15 protein-coding genes and 1 pseudogene are annotated in these 17,349 nt (G+C 50.1%); 13 read left to right on the forward strand and 3 right to left on the reverse strand.

Annotation, left to right across the window (positions count from 1 at the left end; all coding sequences use genetic code 11):
- Window positions 1-20 precede the first annotated feature (20 nt).
- The gene (locus ACLJXE_RS12490; protein WP_043016274.1) at window positions 21-242 is read left to right on the forward strand and encodes a YgdI/YgdR family lipoprotein; all 222 of its coding nucleotides are present in this window, start codon (window positions 21-23) and stop codon (window positions 240-242) included.
- Window positions 243-286: 44 nt separating this feature from the next.
- Here ACLJXE_RS12490 and ansP read toward each other — a convergent pair whose 3' ends face one another.
- Entirely contained in the window at window positions 287-1,729 is a 1,443-nt protein-coding gene (gene ansP / locus ACLJXE_RS12495) for an L-asparagine permease (protein ID WP_137381821.1), read from the reverse strand.
- A 276-nt stretch (window positions 1,730-2,005) separates the two neighbouring features.
- Complete coding sequence (locus ACLJXE_RS12500; protein WP_410751003.1) at window positions 2,006-3,547, reverse strand: methyl-accepting chemotaxis protein; 1,542 nt, start codon at window positions 3,545-3,547, stop codon at window positions 2,006-2,008.
- A 531-nt stretch (window positions 3,548-4,078) separates the two neighbouring features.
- Between ACLJXE_RS12500 and ACLJXE_RS12505 the strand changes: the two genes are divergently transcribed.
- From ACLJXE_RS12505 to ACLJXE_RS12535, 7 genes and pseudogenes are all read left to right on the forward strand, one after another.
- Window positions 4,079-5,077 carry an MsnO8 family LLM class oxidoreductase gene (locus tag ACLJXE_RS12505; protein WP_410751004.1) on the forward strand — a complete coding sequence of 333 codons (999 nt, stop codon included), beginning with the start codon at window positions 4,079-4,081 and terminating at the stop codon, window positions 5,075-5,077.
- Entirely contained in the window at window positions 5,077-6,198 is a 1,122-nt protein-coding gene (locus ACLJXE_RS12510) for an amidohydrolase (protein WP_410751005.1), read from the forward strand. Before ACLJXE_RS12505 ends, ACLJXE_RS12510 begins: the two co-directional genes overlap by 1 nt.
- 24 nt (window positions 6,199-6,222) lie before the next feature.
- Window positions 6,223-8,481: pseudogene (locus ACLJXE_RS12515) on the forward strand (NtaA/DmoA family FMN-dependent monooxygenase).
- A 10-nt stretch (window positions 8,482-8,491) separates the two neighbouring features.
- Window positions 8,492-9,001 carry a GNAT family N-acetyltransferase gene (locus ACLJXE_RS12520; RefSeq protein ID WP_410751006.1) on the forward strand — a complete coding sequence of 170 codons (510 nt, stop codon included), beginning with the start codon at window positions 8,492-8,494 and terminating at the stop codon, window positions 8,999-9,001.
- A gap of 9 nt (window positions 9,002-9,010) precedes the next feature.
- On the forward strand, window positions 9,011-9,937 hold the full coding sequence (locus ACLJXE_RS12525; RefSeq protein ID WP_410751007.1) for an amino acid ABC transporter permease: 927 nt from the start codon (window positions 9,011-9,013) through the stop codon (window positions 9,935-9,937).
- Entirely contained in the window at window positions 9,921-10,694 is a 774-nt protein-coding gene (locus ACLJXE_RS12530) for an amino acid ABC transporter ATP-binding protein (RefSeq protein WP_286630236.1), read from the forward strand. Before ACLJXE_RS12525 ends, ACLJXE_RS12530 begins: the two co-directional genes overlap by 17 nt.
- 136 nt (window positions 10,695-10,830) lie before the next feature.
- Window positions 10,831-11,448: a glutathione S-transferase family protein gene (locus tag ACLJXE_RS12535; protein ID WP_286630237.1), complete on the forward strand. Its 618-nt coding sequence runs from the start codon at window positions 10,831-10,833 to the stop codon at window positions 11,446-11,448.
- Between the two features lie 12 nt (window positions 11,449-11,460).
- Here the strand turns inward: ACLJXE_RS12535 and ACLJXE_RS12540 are convergent, their stop codons facing one another.
- Window positions 11,461-12,375 (reverse strand): LysR family transcriptional regulator, encoded by a 915-nt coding sequence (locus ACLJXE_RS12540; RefSeq protein ID WP_410751008.1) that lies wholly within the window; start codon window positions 12,373-12,375, stop codon window positions 11,461-11,463.
- Between the two features lie 345 nt (window positions 12,376-12,720).
- Between ACLJXE_RS12540 and ACLJXE_RS12545 the strand changes: the two genes are divergently transcribed.
- The 5 genes from ACLJXE_RS12545 to pptA all read left to right on the forward strand — a co-directional run bounded on the left by ACLJXE_RS12545 (window position 12,721) and on the right by pptA (window position 17,337).
- Entirely contained in the window at window positions 12,721-13,689 is a 969-nt protein-coding gene (locus ACLJXE_RS12545; RefSeq protein ID WP_410751009.1) for a hydroxyacid dehydrogenase, read from the forward strand.
- Window positions 13,690-13,715: 26 nt separating this feature from the next.
- On the forward strand, window positions 13,716-14,414 hold the full coding sequence (locus tag ACLJXE_RS12550) for an RraA family protein (protein WP_410751010.1): 699 nt from the start codon (window positions 13,716-13,718) through the stop codon (window positions 14,412-14,414).
- Window positions 14,415-14,468: 54 nt separating this feature from the next.
- Complete coding sequence (locus ACLJXE_RS12555; RefSeq protein WP_410751011.1) at window positions 14,469-15,890, forward strand: SLC13 family permease; 1,422 nt, start codon at window positions 14,469-14,471, stop codon at window positions 15,888-15,890.
- Window positions 15,891-15,999: 109 nt separating this feature from the next.
- Window positions 16,000-16,941, forward strand: a complete 942-nt coding sequence (gene mdh / locus ACLJXE_RS12560) for a malate dehydrogenase (protein WP_410751012.1) — start codon at window positions 16,000-16,002, stop codon at window positions 16,939-16,941.
- 168 nt (window positions 16,942-17,109) lie between these two features.
- On the forward strand, window positions 17,110-17,337 hold the full coding sequence (gene pptA, locus ACLJXE_RS12565; protein ID WP_271455047.1) for a tautomerase PptA: 228 nt from the start codon (window positions 17,110-17,112) through the stop codon (window positions 17,335-17,337).
- The last annotated feature ends 12 nt before the right edge of the window (window positions 17,338-17,349 follow it).

A 17,349-nucleotide genomic window follows, 5' to 3' on the forward strand; every position in this document is an offset into this window, starting at 1 on the left:
CTGAATAACACGGGAATACCATGAAAAAGCCATTAATCTGTCTTTGTGCGGGCGTAATGCTGTTTACGCTGGCTGGCTGTACCACCGATTACGTCATGACGACGAAAAGCGGACAAACTATTACCACCCAGGGCAAACCGAAACTGGATAAAGATACGGGAATGACCAGCTATACCGATCAGGACGGGAATGCGCGGGAAATTAACAGCAATGATGTTGCTCAGCTAATTGAAGCAAACTAAGTCGCTCAAACGGGTAGGCCAGAAATCTGACCTACCTTAAAGCGTTACGGCGCGGTACGGTGGATTTCCGCGACGCGTTTACGTACACCAAACCAGCCAGCAACCAGCAGAATGGCAATCAGCGGTAATGAGGCGATAGTGTAGGTCCCATTCGGATAGTCAAACGCCATCAGCACCAACACAGCCAGTAAAAACAACAGTGTTAACCAGGACGTAAACGGCGCACCAGGCAGTTTGAAGTGAACGTCTGCCGCTTTGCCATCTTTAATGGCCCGACGCAGACGCATCTGACACACCATAATGAATGCCCACGATGCAATGATGCCCAGCGAGGCAAAGTTAAGCACGATCTCGAACACCTGCGAAGGCACCAGATAGTTGAGGAAAACCCCGACGACGTACACGACAAGCGTGGCAAGTATCCCGGCATAAGGTACGTGTTGACGGCTCATTTTGGCCATAAATTTTGGCGCGGAACCGCCCATCGACATTGAGCGCAAAATACGACCGGTGCAGTACAAGCCCGAGTTGAGGCTGGAAAGCGCAGCGGTAAGCACCACGATATTCATAATACTGCCAATATAGGGAACGCCGAGTTTCGAAAAGAAGGTAACAAACGGACTTTGACCTGCCTGATAGGCATTCCACGGCAGCAGCATGACCAGCAACACCACTGAACCCACATAGAACAGGCCAATTCGCCAGATAACGCTGTTAATCGCTTTTGGCACCATCGTTTGTGGATCTTTGCACTCGCCAGCCGCAGTGCCTACCAGCTCAATGGAGGCAAATGCAAAGACGACCCCCTGAACCAGTACCAGCGCTGGCAGCAGCCCATGTGGGAAAAAACCACCATTATCGGTGATCAAATGAAAGCCCGTGGTGTTACCATCCAGCGGTTTTCCCGTTCCCAAAAAAACCGTCCCGACGACCAGGAAGATAACGATAGCCAGTACTTTGACCAGCGCAAACCAAAACTCCATCTCCGCAAACCACTTTACGCCGATCATGTTCATGGTGCCGACAATGGCCAACGCGCCGAGGGCAAACACCCATTGCGGTACATCACCAAATGCGCCCCAGTAGTGCATATACAATGCTACGGCCGTGATATCCACGATTCCGGTCATCGCCCAGTTGATGAAGTACATCCAGCCAGCCACATAGGCCGCTTTCTCACCTAAAAATTCGCGGGCATAAGAGACAAAGCTGCCGCTGGAAGGGCGGTGTAAAACCAGTTCCCCGAGTGCCCGCAGAATGAAGAATGAAAAAATACCGCAGACCAGATAGACCAGTGCTAAAGCGGGTCCGGCCATTTGTAAACGTGCGCCAGCCCCTAAAAATAACCCGGTACCAATAGCACCGCCAATGGCGATCATTTGTACCTGCCGGTTACCCATCGCTTTGTGATACCCCTCTTCGTGAGCATTCAACCAGCGTCGTTTCGCCGCGTGTTGTTCCGCGGCTTGCGTGTTGTGTGTGTTCATTACGTTTCCTGTTAACCTGACGAATTTACAAAATCCTTTTTGCCGCAGCAGCTGCGGCGAAAACAGCGTTACCCTTCATGGTGTTACCGCGGGAAAACTGTCGGCCGAGCATCCTACATTCAATTGAGAAGTGACGCAAAGCCTGGACACGGGGAAGTGGTTTTTTTCTGTGGCCTGAATTGACGGGATGTGGACTCGATTCAGTAAAAATAGATGAGGGGGCAATGTGAAGGTATGCGCTCATCCTGATCGTCAGCAGAATGAGCGCAGTTTGCTTTATGCCGACACGCCAAAGACCTGTACGGCCTGCTGTAATCGCGATGAGCGTTGCGTTAAATCGGCAGTCGCGTCAGTGACACGCTCTACCATCTCGGCATTATTGTGCGTCATGGTACCGACACGCGAAATTGAATCATTAATCAGATCCAGCGCCTGAGTTTGCTCCCGCGTTGCCAGACTAATGTCTTTAATCATCATCGACATCTGTAACACATCGCTGATCATCCCGGTGAGATGCGTTTCTGTCTGTTCAACCATTTTTACGCCGGTATTGACGTTAGCGACGTTCTTCTCGATAAGCTGTTTGATCTCTTTTGCCGCTGATGCCGAGTGTTGTGCAAGATTGCGCACCTCCGCTGCCACGACGGCAAAACCTCGCCCGGACTCTCCGGCACGCGCTGCCTCAACAGCTGCGTTGAGCGCCAGAATATTTGTCTGGAAGGCGATGCTATCAATTACGCCAATGATGTCGACAATCTGGCCATTATCACGAGAGATTGACTGCATCATGGCGATAGTTTGTTTCATAATATCGCCGCCTTCAGCGGCATTGGTGCTGGTTTTATCGGCCATCGTCATGGTATGTGCCGCAGTTTCTGCAGTTTGCTGCACTGCACTACCAATTTCTTCAATGGCGGCAGCTGTTTGCTGAAGGTCTGCGGATGTTTCTTCAGAACGTGTATGTAGCGCGCTACCTTCTTTTGAAACGCGTTGACTGATGGCCCGAATTCCGGATATTTGCGTACTGACATCTTCAACCAGTGAATTTAGATTAAGTCCGGATTGATTAACCAGTCGCATTAACATGCCAATTTCATCTACGCGATTTAAATGGCAGTTATCGGGTTTTCGTCCGGATACGACTTTCTTCATTTGAGTCAATAGTGTATTAACTGGCTGACAAATTTGGCACTTAAGGTAAATGGCAAATAACAGAAATAACGCCAGCAAACCGCCGGATTGAATAAAGTGATTTATGGGGGCGAAGATTAATAACAAAGAGAGCAGGGCAACGACTCCCAAAGCATAATTGACGCGTTGACTAATGCTCAACCATTTAAACATTGAAGTCCATGCCAATATGCCACGGCGAATGATAATACCCTTAAAAAGACGGAACCCGCTAAGTTGTTGATTATTTATTTTTTCATACAACTGCGCACTCTGAGATATTTCGTCTCGCGAAGGAACCGTACGCACGGAGATGTAACCCGTTAACTTTTCATTGTGCCAAACAGGGGTGACGTTGGCTCGTACCCAGTAGTGATCACCGTTTTGACGCCGGTTTTTCACCATTCCCGTCCAGCTGTCACCTTGCTGCAACGTGTACCACATGTCAGCAAACGCGGCTGGAGGCATATCCGGATGGCGAATAATATTATGCGGTTCACCCATTAATTGACTTTCGTTAAAACCACTGGCATCGATAAACGCGGAGTTTGCATAGGTAATATGACTCTCTTTATCTGTCGTCGATAGCAGCGTCGCTTTACCGTTAAGTGTGTGCTCAATTTGTGTAACGGGCATGTTACTTTTCATAAAGGCCCCATGATGGTATGTATAATTCATACAAAGATCCCCGTAATAATGCCAGGGGATATTAAAAAGCTGTTTTAAACCATTTTAATAAGAAACGCTGCATTCTCTACTAATCATCAGTTCTGTGAAAGTATTTAAAATAAAAAAATTAAGGCGTGTAACCTGTGTCTCTTTCATAAAAATGAAACAATCAATACAAGTGCATAACACGGACAGGTGTTTAGTCTGACTTAAATTAAATTCATTACTGAACGGGAGCGTAAAAATAACTCAAACGGAAAAGGATGTTGCCGTCTTTCCAGTATCAATAAAAAACCTATTATATTTTGTAGTATGTAAATACAAGCCATTTTTTCTGCATTGTGCCGCCTTCAACACCGGAAGTTTGACTCCTGTTGGTATGAACGTTATCCCTGATAGCTGCGGGGTTGGTTATCTGTTTTTTAGCTGAGCAAATGTGAATTAAATGTTTCTATATGGTTATTTGATAATTTAATAATACTGACATGTTAACAAATATAGGCCTGCAACATGTCATACCGCCTGAGTATTCTGGACAAAAGCCCCATCGGGGAAGGTGAAACTGCCGTCACCGCACTGGCCCGCACGCTACGCCTGGCACAACATGCTGAAGAGTGGGGATATCATCGTTTTTGGATAGCTGAGCATCACAATACGCCGCAACTTGCCAGCCCATCACCGGAACTGGTGATCGCCTGGATACTGGGACAAACGCAGCGCATTCGTGTGGGTTCCGGTGGCGTCATGCTGCAACACTATAGCCCCTACAAAGTCGCGGAAAACTTTAATCTTCTGGCTTCACTGGCGCCGGGACGTGTCGATCTTGGGGTCGGGAAAGCGCCAGGCGGCTTACCGCTGTCAACGCAGGCATTGCAGTTGGGTCTTCATCAGGAAGAAAAAGGCAGTTTTGCCGACCAGCTTACTCAACTGAACGCCTGGCTGACGCTGACCGGGACCGAAAGCGGGCAGACAGTATTCCCGACACCGCTCCCGCCTGCGCCGCCGCAAAGATTTGTGCTGGGCGCGAGCGTAGAAAGTGCACGCCTGGCGGCAGAGTCTGACTGGAACTTTATTTTCGCGGCGCACCTGAACGGAGATAAAGCGTTACTGCATGAGGTGTTGAGCTTCTGGCAGGCCAACAGTTCACGTCCAACGATTGTTGCAGTGCAGGTTATTGTGGCTGACAGCAGTGATATGGCTGCGCAACTGGCGGAAGATGTACAAATCTGGGGCGTCGAACTGGAGGATGGACAACGCGTCACCGTTGCCAGCGAAGAGCAGGCGCTGGCTTTCGCCGCGCAGGCGGGCAGCGCACCACGAACAATTGCCCGGCGTGAGCAGGCCTTACTGCAGGGGAGTGCCCAGGAGGTGGTGGCAACACTGCGTTCATGGCAGGTGCAATACGGTATTGATGAATTCATTATCGATACGCCGGTTGCCGAAGGTCATGCGCGTCTGACATCGCTACGCCTGTTGGCACAGGCCCACAGTACGATGGAGGTTGTCTGATGTCATTAGCCTCACAGCTTATCGACTGGCGTCGCGAGTTACATCAGCACCCGGAGCTGTCCCTCCAGGAAGTCGCGACAACAGCACGTATTCGTGACTGGTTGCATGCTGCAGATGTCACGCTATTGCCGTTCAATCTGAAAACAGGTGTCGTTGCCGAAATTGGTCAGGGAGATGATGTCATCGCTCTGCGGACGGATATCGATGCTTTACCGATAGAAGAAAACACCGATGTACCGTTTCGCTCCGTCACACCGGGGGTGATGCATGCCTGCGGACATGATATTCACACCAGCGTGATGCTCGGCGCCGCACTGTTACTCAAGCAGGAGGAAAACACACTACCGGGACGCGTGCGTATTTTGTTTCAGCCGGCAGAAGAAAGTTTTGGGGGTGCTAAAACACTGATCCGTGCCGGAGCCCTGCAAAATGTGGCCGCGATTTTTGGCATGCACAACGAGCCTGGACTGGCGGTAGGCGATTTTGCCACCCGAGGAGGGGCGTTTTACGCCAATGTGGATCGCTTTGTGCTGCGTATTACCGGAAAAGGCGCGCATGCGGCACGTCCACACGAGGGAAAAGATGCCATCCTGCTCGCCAGTCAACTGGTGACGGTATTACAAAGTGTCGCCAGCCGTGAGGTCAATACGCTGGATTCGGTGGTGCTTAGCGTAACCAGAATTCAGGGGGGAAATACATGGAACGTACTACCGGAATCCGTTGAGCTGGAAGGGACGCTGCGGACACATCGCGCTGAGGTGCAACAACAGGTCAAATCACGGGTCAGTGATATTGCCGCTGGGTTTGCCCACGCCTTTGGCGCACAGATCGATGTTATCTGGCACGCGGGGCCTACGGCTCTGGTCAATGACGCGCACTGGGCCGATATTGCGACCAAAGTCGCCAGACAGTCCGGTTACACGACGCATCATGCCGACCTGCACATGGGCGGGGAGGATTTTGCCGTTTATTTGCAAAATACGCCTGGTGCGTTTGTTAGCATCGGTAGTGCCAGTGAATATGGATTACATCATCCGGGGTTTAATCCGGATGAACGGTTAATTGAACCTGCCGCCCACTACTTTGCACATTTAGCAAAAACGGCATTCACACACCTTTAATTTACCTGTTGGGTAGGGGTTACTATGGCTGAAAATCGGCAACTACGGCTGGGCACTATTTTGCATGGTGCCTCGGGGAATATGTCAGCATGGCGTCATCCGGCGGCGCGTGCTGATGCCAGTATTAATTTTGATTTTGTAAAAGAGACTGCGCATATTGCGGAGAAAGGGAAACTGGATTTTATTTTTGTCGCTGACGGCCTGTATATTAATGAAAAATCGATTCCACATTTTTTAAATCGCTTTGAGCCGCTGACGGTATTATCTGCGCTGGCAAGCGTCACCCGTCATCTTGGCCTGGTGGGTACGGTTTCTACCTCCTATAGCGAGCCGTTTACTACCGCGCGACAGTTTGCCAGCCTGGACCATCTTAGCCAGGGCAGGGCTGGATGGAATGTGGTGACATCCCCACTGGAGGGTTCGGCTAAAAACTATTCCCGTGCCCAGCATCCTGAGCACGCTCAACGTTATCGCATTGCCGATGAATATTTACAGGTAGTGAAAGGTCTGTGGGATTCCTGGGAAGATGATGCGTTTGTCCGCAATAAAACAAGTGGCGAGTTCTTTAATCCGCAGAAATTGCACACCCTGAACCATCATGGCGATTATTTCCAGGTGGCAGGGCCATTAAATATTGGCCGAACCCCGCAAGGTCGCCCGATTATATTTCAGGCAGGGGCATCACATGATGGGAAAAAATTGGCGGCGCAGCATGCGGACGCTATTTTCACCCATCAGGAATCGCTGTCTGAAGCCAAAGCATTTTATCAGGATGTGAAAAGTCAGCTTGAAGCCGTCGGACGTCATGCCGATGAGCTGCATATTTTCCAGGGCGTCAGCATTATTGTTGGCGACAGTGACGCTGACGTAGAGCAACAGTATCAGAATACCGCAGCACTGGTGTCGATTACCGACGCGCTGAATTACCTGGGACGCTATTTTGAACATCACGATTTTAGCCAGTACCCGCTGGACGCACCGTTCCCGGATCTTGGCACCCTCGGAGAAAACAGTTTTCGCAGCACCACTGACGAGATCAAGCGCAATGCGCGGGAACGGGAATTAACCCTGCGTCAGGTGGCGCTGGAAGCGGCCAGTCCACGTCCACGTTTTAGCGGAACGCCGGCGCAGGTAGCTGATGGGCTGCAGCAGTGGTTCGAGGAGAAAGCCGCCGACGGTTTCATCATTCAGGGGGGAACGCCAGATACCTTTCCACGGTTTGTCGAACAGGTTATTCCCGTGCTTCAGGCACGCGGTTTATTTCGCCACGACTATCCTGGCACGACGCTGCGCGCAAGCCTGGGGCTGGCAACACCTGCAAATCAATTCACACAATAAGAGAAAAACGCTATGCAGAAAAAATCACTACTTCTTGCGCTGTCACTGGCTTTCAGCGCGACTGCCTGGGCAAATGACGTCACCATCAACGGTACCGGCGTGAGCCTGGAGGCCAATAAAACACCGATTCACACGGCCAAAAATCCACAGGCGATTGCACAGTTACCCGCTAATCTGCACCTGGCTGTACCGGGTAAATTCACGGTCGCTATCGCCGGACTGAGCCAGCCACCGCTGACGGTATTTGCCGATGATAATAAAACGCTCATCGGCAGTGAGGCCGATATCGCTCGCCTGGTTGCCGATAGCCTGGGGCTGGAACTGAATGTCGTACCCACTTCATGGGAAGACTGGCCACTGGGCGTGACGTCCGGGAAATACGATGCGGCGATCAGCAATATCACTGTGACTAAAGCGCGTAAAGAGAAGTTCGATTTCGCCACTTATCGTAAGGACTCCCTTGGTTTTTATGTCAAAACCGGCAGCACGCTGACGAAAATTAACCAGGCGGAAGATATTGCCGGACTGCGCATTATTGTCGGTTCAGGGACTAACCAGGAAGCCATTCTGTTGGCGTGGAACGAAGAGAATCTGAAGAAAGGATTAAAACCGTTTACGCCAGTGTATACCAAAGATGATGCGGCTCAGACGCTGGCGCTACAGTCAGGTCGTGCAGATGCTTACTTTGGTCCGAATGTCATTGGGGCCTGGAAAGCAGCGCTCAATGGTAAAACGCAATTGGTGGGCAGCGTCGATGGCGGATGGCCGAAAGCCGCACATATTGCCGTCACGCTGAAAAAAGACAGTGGCCTGGTGCTGCCGGTACAAACTGCCCTTAACGGTGTGATCGGCAATGGCGACTATGACAAGGTGCTGAATCGCTGGGGGGAAGGGGTAGAACGTATCCCACAATCTGAAGTTAACCCGGCCGGTTTAGGCGACTAAGGAGGTCAATGTGAGCGATCAATTCCGTGTTGTCTCGCCCGAAGCCATTGAGCTACAGCCGATCCTCAACGGACTATTTGGTGAATATGCCGCCCGTTATGGTGATTATTTTTCTCGTGATGCGGAAGTGGAGCTAACCGAATGGTATCTGGCCCCACTGGGGATCTTTGTGGTGCTGGAGCGCGACGGCGAAATTATCGCCACCGGGGCCTACAAACCCTATGACAAAGACACTGCTGAAATTAAGCGTATCTGGACTAAAAGCGGCCTGCGTAAGCAGGGGCTGGCAGCACACGTGGTGCAGGAACTGGAGCGCCGGGCATTACTGGCAGGCTATAGCCGTATCTATCTGACCACGGGCTTTCGCCAGCCAGAGGCCGTCCGGCTTTATTTGAGTCAGGGGTACGATCCGCAGTTCGATACAACACGTGATCCAGAAGAGTATAGCCAGCCGCCCTTTGATGGACGACTGCGCTTCACCAAACTGTTGACTATCGCAGGTCAGGCCAAAATTGCCTGAGGAGAGAAGATGAAAACGACTGCAACCATCAAAGTCGTGCCGGCACGTTACCCGATGCGCACCGTAGGGGCGATTATTGCCCTGTTTGTGCTGGCGGCGATTATTCAGTCTGTCGCGTTTAATCCACGCTGGGAATGGGGCGTGTTTGCTCGCTGGTTCTTCGACCCGGTTATCTTGTCTGGACTTGGGCAAACGCTGTTGTTGACACTCATTGGGACATTACTGAGCGTGGTATTGGGTGGGTTGCTGGCGCTGGCCAGACTCTCATCATCCTGGCTGCTAAACAGCCTGGCGTGGGGATACATCTGGTTGTTTCGTTCACTCCCGCTGATTGTGGTGTTGATCATTTTGTACAACTTCTCCTATTTGTACGACACGCTGGCGATCGGCATACCGTTCACTGCTATCCAGTGGGGCAGCTTTGAGACGATTAATGTACTCGGACAGTTTTCCACTGCGGTTGTTGGTCTGACGCTGGTGCAAAGTGCTTATACCGCTGAGATCATTCGCGGCGGGTTTCTTGGTGTTGATCATGGTCAGTATGAGGCGGCAGCCGCACTGGGATTACCCGCCTGGCGCCGCACGCTGCGTATTATCCTGCCACAGGCGTTGCGCACTATTTTGCCCGCCGGGTTCAATGAAATTATCAGCCTGGCGAAAGGGACGGCGATGGTTTATGTGCTGGCTATGCCGGAACTGTTCTACACCATCCAGATGATCTACAACCGCACCCAGGAAGTCATTCCGCTGCTGATGGTTGGAGCCGTGTGGTATCTGGTGATCACCAGCGTTTTGTCATTAATTCAGTATCTGGTTGAACGCGCGCTGGCACGCAGTGAAAGACGATCCGCGATTAACACCGCCAGGGTGAGTCGCACGGCTAAACGTCGTCGCCAGGTTCCACAGCAGGAGGCTATCCATGTCCCACTCGCCTGAAGGTCATATTTCCATTACCGGCGTCAGCAAATATTTTGGTCGCCATAAAGCGCTGGATAACGTATCGCTGGAGATCCCACCCGGTACGGTCACGGTCATTCTCGGGCCTTCCGGTTCAGGTAAATCAACGCTATTGCGGGCAATTAATCATCTGGAGCGTGTCGATGAGGGGTTTATTCAGATTGACGGTGATTATATTGGCTATCGCCTTCAGGGAGACCGGTTGTATGAACTGAAAGAGGCGGAAATCCTGCGTCAGCGCATCAATGTGGGCTACGTATTTCAGAACTTTAACCTGTTCCCGCATTTAACGGTGCTGGAAAACCTGATTGAAGCGCCTGTTGCACACGGACTGGCTTCGCGCAAAGAGGCTATTGAGCGGGCATTTACCTTGTTGGATGCTGTCGGACTGCGGCAAAAAGCCGATGCCTGGTCGCGGCATTTATCCGGAGGCCAGCAGCAACGTATCGCTATTGCCCGCGCGCTGGCATTAAATCCGCGCGTGATGCTGTTTGATGAGCCGACTTCCGCACTCGATCCTGAACTGGTGGGCGAAGTGTTGGATGTGATTAAGTCACTGGCACGGTCGGGAACCACGCTGGTTGTGGTGACACATGAAATTGGGTTTGCCCGGGAAGTGGCCGATCAGGTGGTGTTTATGGTTGACGGCAAAATCGTCGAGCAGGGTAGCAGCGAACAGGTGCTAAATTATCCGCGTCACACGCGCACGCAGCAGTTTTTGTCGAAAGTTCTGTAAATACGCTGCGGCACAGGGTTGTGCCGCACAGCGATTACAGGGTAACGATGATTTTGCCTACCTCTGAAAAGTTAGTCCAGAATTGATCACTTCCCTACATGCTCTACACTTAGGATTTTAACTTTGAGATTGCAGCATGATTAAGCTCTATGGGGTACCGGGCTGGGGATCGGCCATCAGTGAAGTGATGCTTACACTGGCGGAGATCCCTTACACGTTTATTAATGTGGACGGTTTTGACCGCGCTGGGCCTTCTCGGGAGTTACTAAAAAAAATGAATCCACTGTGTCAGATTCCAACGCTCACGCTGGAAAATGGCGACGTTATGACGGAAACGGCGGCAATTGCGCTGATGATTCTTGATCGCAGGCCCGATCTGGCGCCGCCTGTCGGACATGTGGAACGTCAGCAATTTCAGCGCCTGCTGGTTTGGCTGGTGGCCAATGTCTATCCCACGTTCACGTATGCTGACTATCCTGAACGCTGGACTCCGGATGCCCCGGCGCAGTTGAAAACGGGCTGTATTGAGTATCGTAAATCGCTCTATATGTGGCTGAATGACCAGCTAAGCGCCGAACCGTACGCGTTTGGCGATCAGCTCACGTTGCTGGACGTTTATATTGCCGTTATGCGCACCTGGGGGCCCGGACATGACTGGTTCCAGGACAATACACCCAATATCAGCGCCATCGCGGACGCGGTTTGTCAAATCCCTCGGCTGCGTACTGTACTGAAAGATAACAGAATTATTTGAAGAGATAGACGCTTAAAACATGTCTTGCCCCTGTTCGCGGATCATCCTGATAAGTCGTTCTGTGATGGGAGAGGGGCTGCGATCCTTAAGTCGACCAAGAATAAAATGACGGGAATTTGCTGTTCCTTCCAGCGGAATTTCCCTCAATTGTTTATATACTACGCCGCCCCTGGTTAAATTACGGCGGGGTATGAAGCCCAGTAATTCTTTATTTGCCGCAAGGATTTTTGGCATAAGATGGAACGATGATGTTTCTATCTGGGCTCGTGGCGGCGGAAGCCCCCGGCTAATAAAGAACTGATCAATCCAGCGTCGGGAGGCCGTATTTTTCCCCGATAACAACCATCTGTATTCGACGAGGTCTTTAGGCGTAATTGACTTCAACTCTTGTGTAAAAATAGGATGTTCGCAGCTGCCGACTAAAACCACAGCATCCTCCATTATTGGGTAAATAATGGCGTTCTCATAGCTAATCGTTTTAGTGACAATAATAATATCTAACTGATAATTCTGCAGATTATCCCATAGATAATTATTCACTCCGGGAACAATCTCGAGCATAGCGAGGGGGTTTTCTGTCAGAAAAGCCTGACAAAGTTTAGGAATGAGATATTCAGCGACAGTAGGTACACAACCTATACGTATCTTCCCTGACACCCCGCGAACATAGTTTTCGAGGTCCTGTTCCGTTTGCTCCATAAAAAAACAGAGCTTTCTGGCCCGTTCGCGCATTAACTCGCCCGCGGCGGTAAGCGTTATACCGTGCCCGCTGCGGGTCAGCAATTGTGTACCAACTTCCTCTTCCAGACGCTGGATGCATTTTGACAGCGCAGGTTGCGAGCGCCCAAGGCGTTCTGAGGCTTGAGCGAGGCTACCCACTTCTGCAATAGCATGAAAAAACTTCAAATCGCGAATATTGAGATTCATGACTCACCAGCACCTTTTCCCATCCGCCCGGTATTAGCGTCACAGCATAGTAGAGAATGACGCGCCATTATTTTTTGACCTGACAGTAAAAAGATAACGTTTTCTCTTGCATAAAAAGTAAGAAAATACGGCGAAATTTGTGAACCAGGCCGCCTGTTAGTTCTGCATTATTCCGCAATAACATTCCAGGGAATTAATATAATCAATTGTATTTTATGATGTTTTTAAATTTATTTTGCTTTTTTACTCTTTAACGAAAAGTTATTGCCGCTATCAATATTATTGCCTGTTGCGTCACCTTGTCCTGGGTTAAAAATCTCCTACCCCGACTATGGCAAGGAGAAGATGATGCGTTTTACCGTTTTAATGACGGCACCAAAACTGGCGCCGAAGGGTGTTAAAAAACTAACAGATGCTAACTGTAAAATAATATATGTAAATGATTCAACGGATCCGCAGGCGATCCTGTCGATTTTATCCACTGAGCCTGTTGATGCCGTCATTTCACGCACGATGACGCTAACCGGCGAAGCTATCCGTGCTTGTCCAACGCTGAAAGTCATCACGAAACATGGCGTAGGCGTAAGCAACATTGATGTCGATGCGGCGACGGAACGAAATATTCCCGTCCTGGTGACGCCGGGGACAAACTCACAATCGGTTGCCGAACTGGCATTAGGGCTCATGCTGGCGGCCGCCAGACGCATTGCATCCTATGACCGGGATTTACGCACAGGGAACTGGAGCCGCGCCGGAAACGGCCAACAATTAAGTGGACGCACTTTAGGATTGGTGGGTTTTGGCCAGATAGGACAAACGCTGGCTCAATTCTGTATAGCGCTGGGCATGAAGGTCGTCGCTTACGATCCCATGCTCAAGGCCAGCCCAATCGAACAGGTCACACTGATCCACGATTTACCGGCGTTGCTTCGCCAAAGCCAGGTGCTCAGCCTGCATTGCCCGCTGGTTCCCGCTACCCGAAATCTGATTAACGAAGAGGCGCTTTCACTACTGCCTGATGGTGCAATTCTGGTTAATACCGCCAGAGGGCCGCTGATTGATGAAAGTGCGCTGGTAGCTGCCTTGCAGAGTGGAAAACTTGCAGGTGCAGGTCTGGACACTTTCGTTAATGAACCACTGCCCCTCAGCGATGCCATTGCCTCACAGCCCAGCGTTGTTATGACCCCGCATGTTGGCGGGTCCACACCTGATGCGTTGGACGCGATGGCTGAGCATGCCGCGGACAACGTGATTAATTTCCTTAACGGAAAACCGTTATCCCCGAGTCTGTGTGTTAACCACCTGATTAAATAATATTTACGACGTACTGGAGAACTAAAATGTCTATTGGATTCAGAGTATTTACCCAACGTGAACTGCCTACAGCTGATGTTATCGATGGTTTCAAAACCATACCTGCAGCAAACATTGCCGACTGTATGGGGCGCCTGAGTGCGATGAATTGCCGCATCCGTCGGATGACGGCACCTGCGGAGCAAAATATGGTTGGCGTCGCGCTGACGGTAAAAGCGCGTCCGGGCGACAATCTGATGATGCACAAAGCGCTGAACATGATTAAACCTGGCGACATTCTGATCGTTTCCAACGAAGGGGACAGCAGCCAGTCGCTGATGGGCGAGATCATGGTCGCCTATGCCAAATCTCAAGGCATTGCGGGTATCGTGCTGGACGGGCCAATGCGTGATCTTGATACCATCTATGCAATGGGGGTTCCCGTTTATGCGACAGGTCATACCCCTGGCGGCCCATTCAAAGAAGGTCCTGGTGAAGTCAATGTTCCAGTCGCCTGTGGCAATATTCACGTTATGCCGGGCGATATTATCGTCGGTGACAGCGATGGCGTCATTGTGATCCCTAAACACGATGCGGCAAAATTGCTGGAAGAAGCTCGCAAGTTTTCTGCCAACGACCATGCAAAACTGGTTGCGGCGCAGACCGGAAAAGCCGATCGCAGTTGGGTGGATAAAGCGCTCGCGGCGAAAGGCTGTGAAACGATTGACGCTGTTTATCCGGGTTAACTTTACAGATGCCAGCCACGTTTGTGGCTGGCTTGCTCAAATAGGCTAATAATAATGGCAGAAAAAATAAAAACGTTGTCGTTTAAGAAACGGTGGGGAATTCCGTTAGCGATTCTGGCGATGGCGATTACTTATACATTTCCCATGGCCGGACTCTCTATGGAGGGGAAGCATGCGCTGGTATTGTTTGCGGGTGTTTTTATCCTGTTCTTATCCGAACCTATCCCCATTGTTGTTTCAAGCTTGCTGATTGTTCCTGCAGCTGTATTATTAAAAGTATGCAGCTTAAAAATGGCGCTATCGGGTTTTTCATCATCTTCATCTTATCTTCTGGTCGGCGCATTTATTATGGCTGTGGCGCTAACCAAAACGCGATTAGCGGAACGGATTACTTTTTTAATTCTTAAATTTACCGGCAGTAGTGTGCGTAATTTAACACTGGGGGTAACAATTGCTAATATTGTGCTGGCGTTCTTTATTCCGTCATCCACGCCAAGAGTCGCGATCCTGCTACCCATTTGTCTGAATTTAATTGCGTTATTTAAAGAAGAAGGGCGAACGAAATTTGCAGTAAATTTACTGCTTACCATGTCGTTTACTAATTCCACGATCAGCGGCGGTATTTTGACAGCCAATTTACCGAACCCCATTACCGTTGAGTTTATTCACAATGCCGGCGGGCCAATGATCTCCTATCTTGATTTTTTGATCGTCGGATTCCCGCCAGCGTTACTGATGACGTTTATTACCTGGATCTACCTGCAGTTTGCTTATCCGCCTGAGCAATCGCATATCCCCGGCGGAGAGCGGTTGATTAAAGACAGCCTGGACGGGATGGGAAAAATGTCTGCGGCTGAGTGGAAAACGTTGTGGATTTTCCTCGGCGTGGTCTTCCTGTGGGTCACCGGCGATTGGATAGGTGTCGATTCTACCACGGCCTGTATGCTGGGGGCTTGTCTGCTCTTTTTCCCTAAAATTGGCGTTATTAATTGGTCGGAAGCCAATAAAGGCGTGTCGTGGCAAGTGCTGTTCATTTGCGGCGGTGGTGTCAGTATGGGGGCTATTTTGATGAAAACCGGTGCGGCAGAATGGATATCGATGTTGATCTTTAACCATCTGGGTTTATCCACGCTGAGTACCATCGCCTTGCTGATTGTCGTGCTTATCGTCGTGCAATACATGCATATTTTCTTTGTGGGCACTACGGCGATGGCGGCAGCAATGTTGCCTGTATTGATTGGTATTGCCCATGCTGCAGGTTTGCCACCGGCAATGCTGGCGTTACCGGGTGGGATGATTATTGGGGCTTATCCATTGTTGATGTTTTATAACACCATTCCGGGTGTGTTGGTTTTTGGTACCGGGAAGGTTGCTATCAATGATTATCCGCGCGTGGGTATTGTGCTGTGTGCGATTGCTTGTCTGATTTATGCATTGTGCGCATTGTATTATTGGCCAATGCTTGGCGTATTTTAATTTTCAGAAATAATTACTTATTTGTTGTTAACGATTATTTTACCGTGGTGTTCATCTGAGCCATCGCGTGGTTAATTATATCTATCGATAACCCTGTAAAGGATATTATATGAAAGTTACACTTCTTGGCGCTGCCGGAGGAATAGGGCAGGCTTTGTCGTTACTCCTTAAATTACACATGCCAGAGGGGTCTGAACTAGCACTATACGATATATCAACAGCAACACCAGGGATTGCTGTTGATTTAAGCCATATTCCAACCGATGTGCATATTCACGGATATTGTGGCGCTCAGATCCAACATGCGTTAGAAGGTGCAAATATTGTTATTGTCTGTGCCGGTATTGCCCGTAAGCCGGGAATGGATCGTTCTGATCTCTTCAGTATTAATGCCAATATTATTCATCAGCTTATTGGTGATGTCGCAAAGATATGCCCGGATGCCTGTATTGGTATTATTACTAACCCTGTCAATACCACGGTGGCGATTGCCGCTAATGTCCTGCAAAAGGCTGGCGTCTACGATAAAAACAAGCTCTTTGGTATCACCACGTTGGATGTCATTCGCGCAAATACGTTTGTCGCACAAATGAAAGGCTGCAGCGTTCGGGACATTGAGGTTCCGGTTATCGGTGGACATTCTGGCGTCACGATCCTGCCGTTGTTCTCGCAGCTTACGGAGATAAAACTATCCGATGACGATATCCGTGCGCTGACAGACCAGGTACAAAATGCCGGGACTCGGGTAGTCGAAGCAAAAGCGGGAGCCGGGTCGGCCACATTATCAATGGGGCAGGCAGCCGCACGTTTTTGTTTGTCGTTACTCCGTGCACTGAATGGGGAACAAGGCATTGTGGAATGCGCATATGTAGAAGGCGGCAGCCAATACGCCCGTTTTTTTGCCCAGCCAGTCGAATTGGGCGTCAACGGAGTATCTCGCGTTATTGCGCTAACTGACCTGAGCCGCGCTGAGCAGGATGCACTCGAGGCAATGCAAAGCGAACTGCGTAAAGATATTGCGTTTGGTGAGCGGTTTGTTTGTAAGAATTAACCGTGGCGGTTTTTAAAAAGCCGATCATCGAAATCGGCTTTCAACGTTTGCCAGGCCGGTAACGTTGTGCATCTGAGCATCATTGCAGACGAATGACGTCTGGAGGAATTTTGCTAACTGGCGCATATTACGTTATCGCTTTTTTGCCAAAACAATAAGGAACCTGCAATGCCGCATATCGATATTAAATGTTTTCCTCGCGCCCTTACCAACGAACAAAAAACCGCACTGGCGGCGGATATTACAGATGTCATTATTCGCCATTTGCAAAGCAAAGACAGCTCAGTCAGCGTGGCGTTGAATGAAATTGAGCCTGAGGCGTGGCAAGCCGTATGGGATGCGGAAATCGTGCCGCAGATGGACACGTTGATTAAAAAACCCGGTTACAGTATGTGAGAAAAACGGGCG

Origin of the sequence: Citrobacter sp. U14242 (assembly GCF_046555775.1) — a bacterium.
Taxonomy (GTDB): domain Bacteria; phylum Pseudomonadota; class Gammaproteobacteria; order Enterobacterales; family Enterobacteriaceae; genus Citrobacter.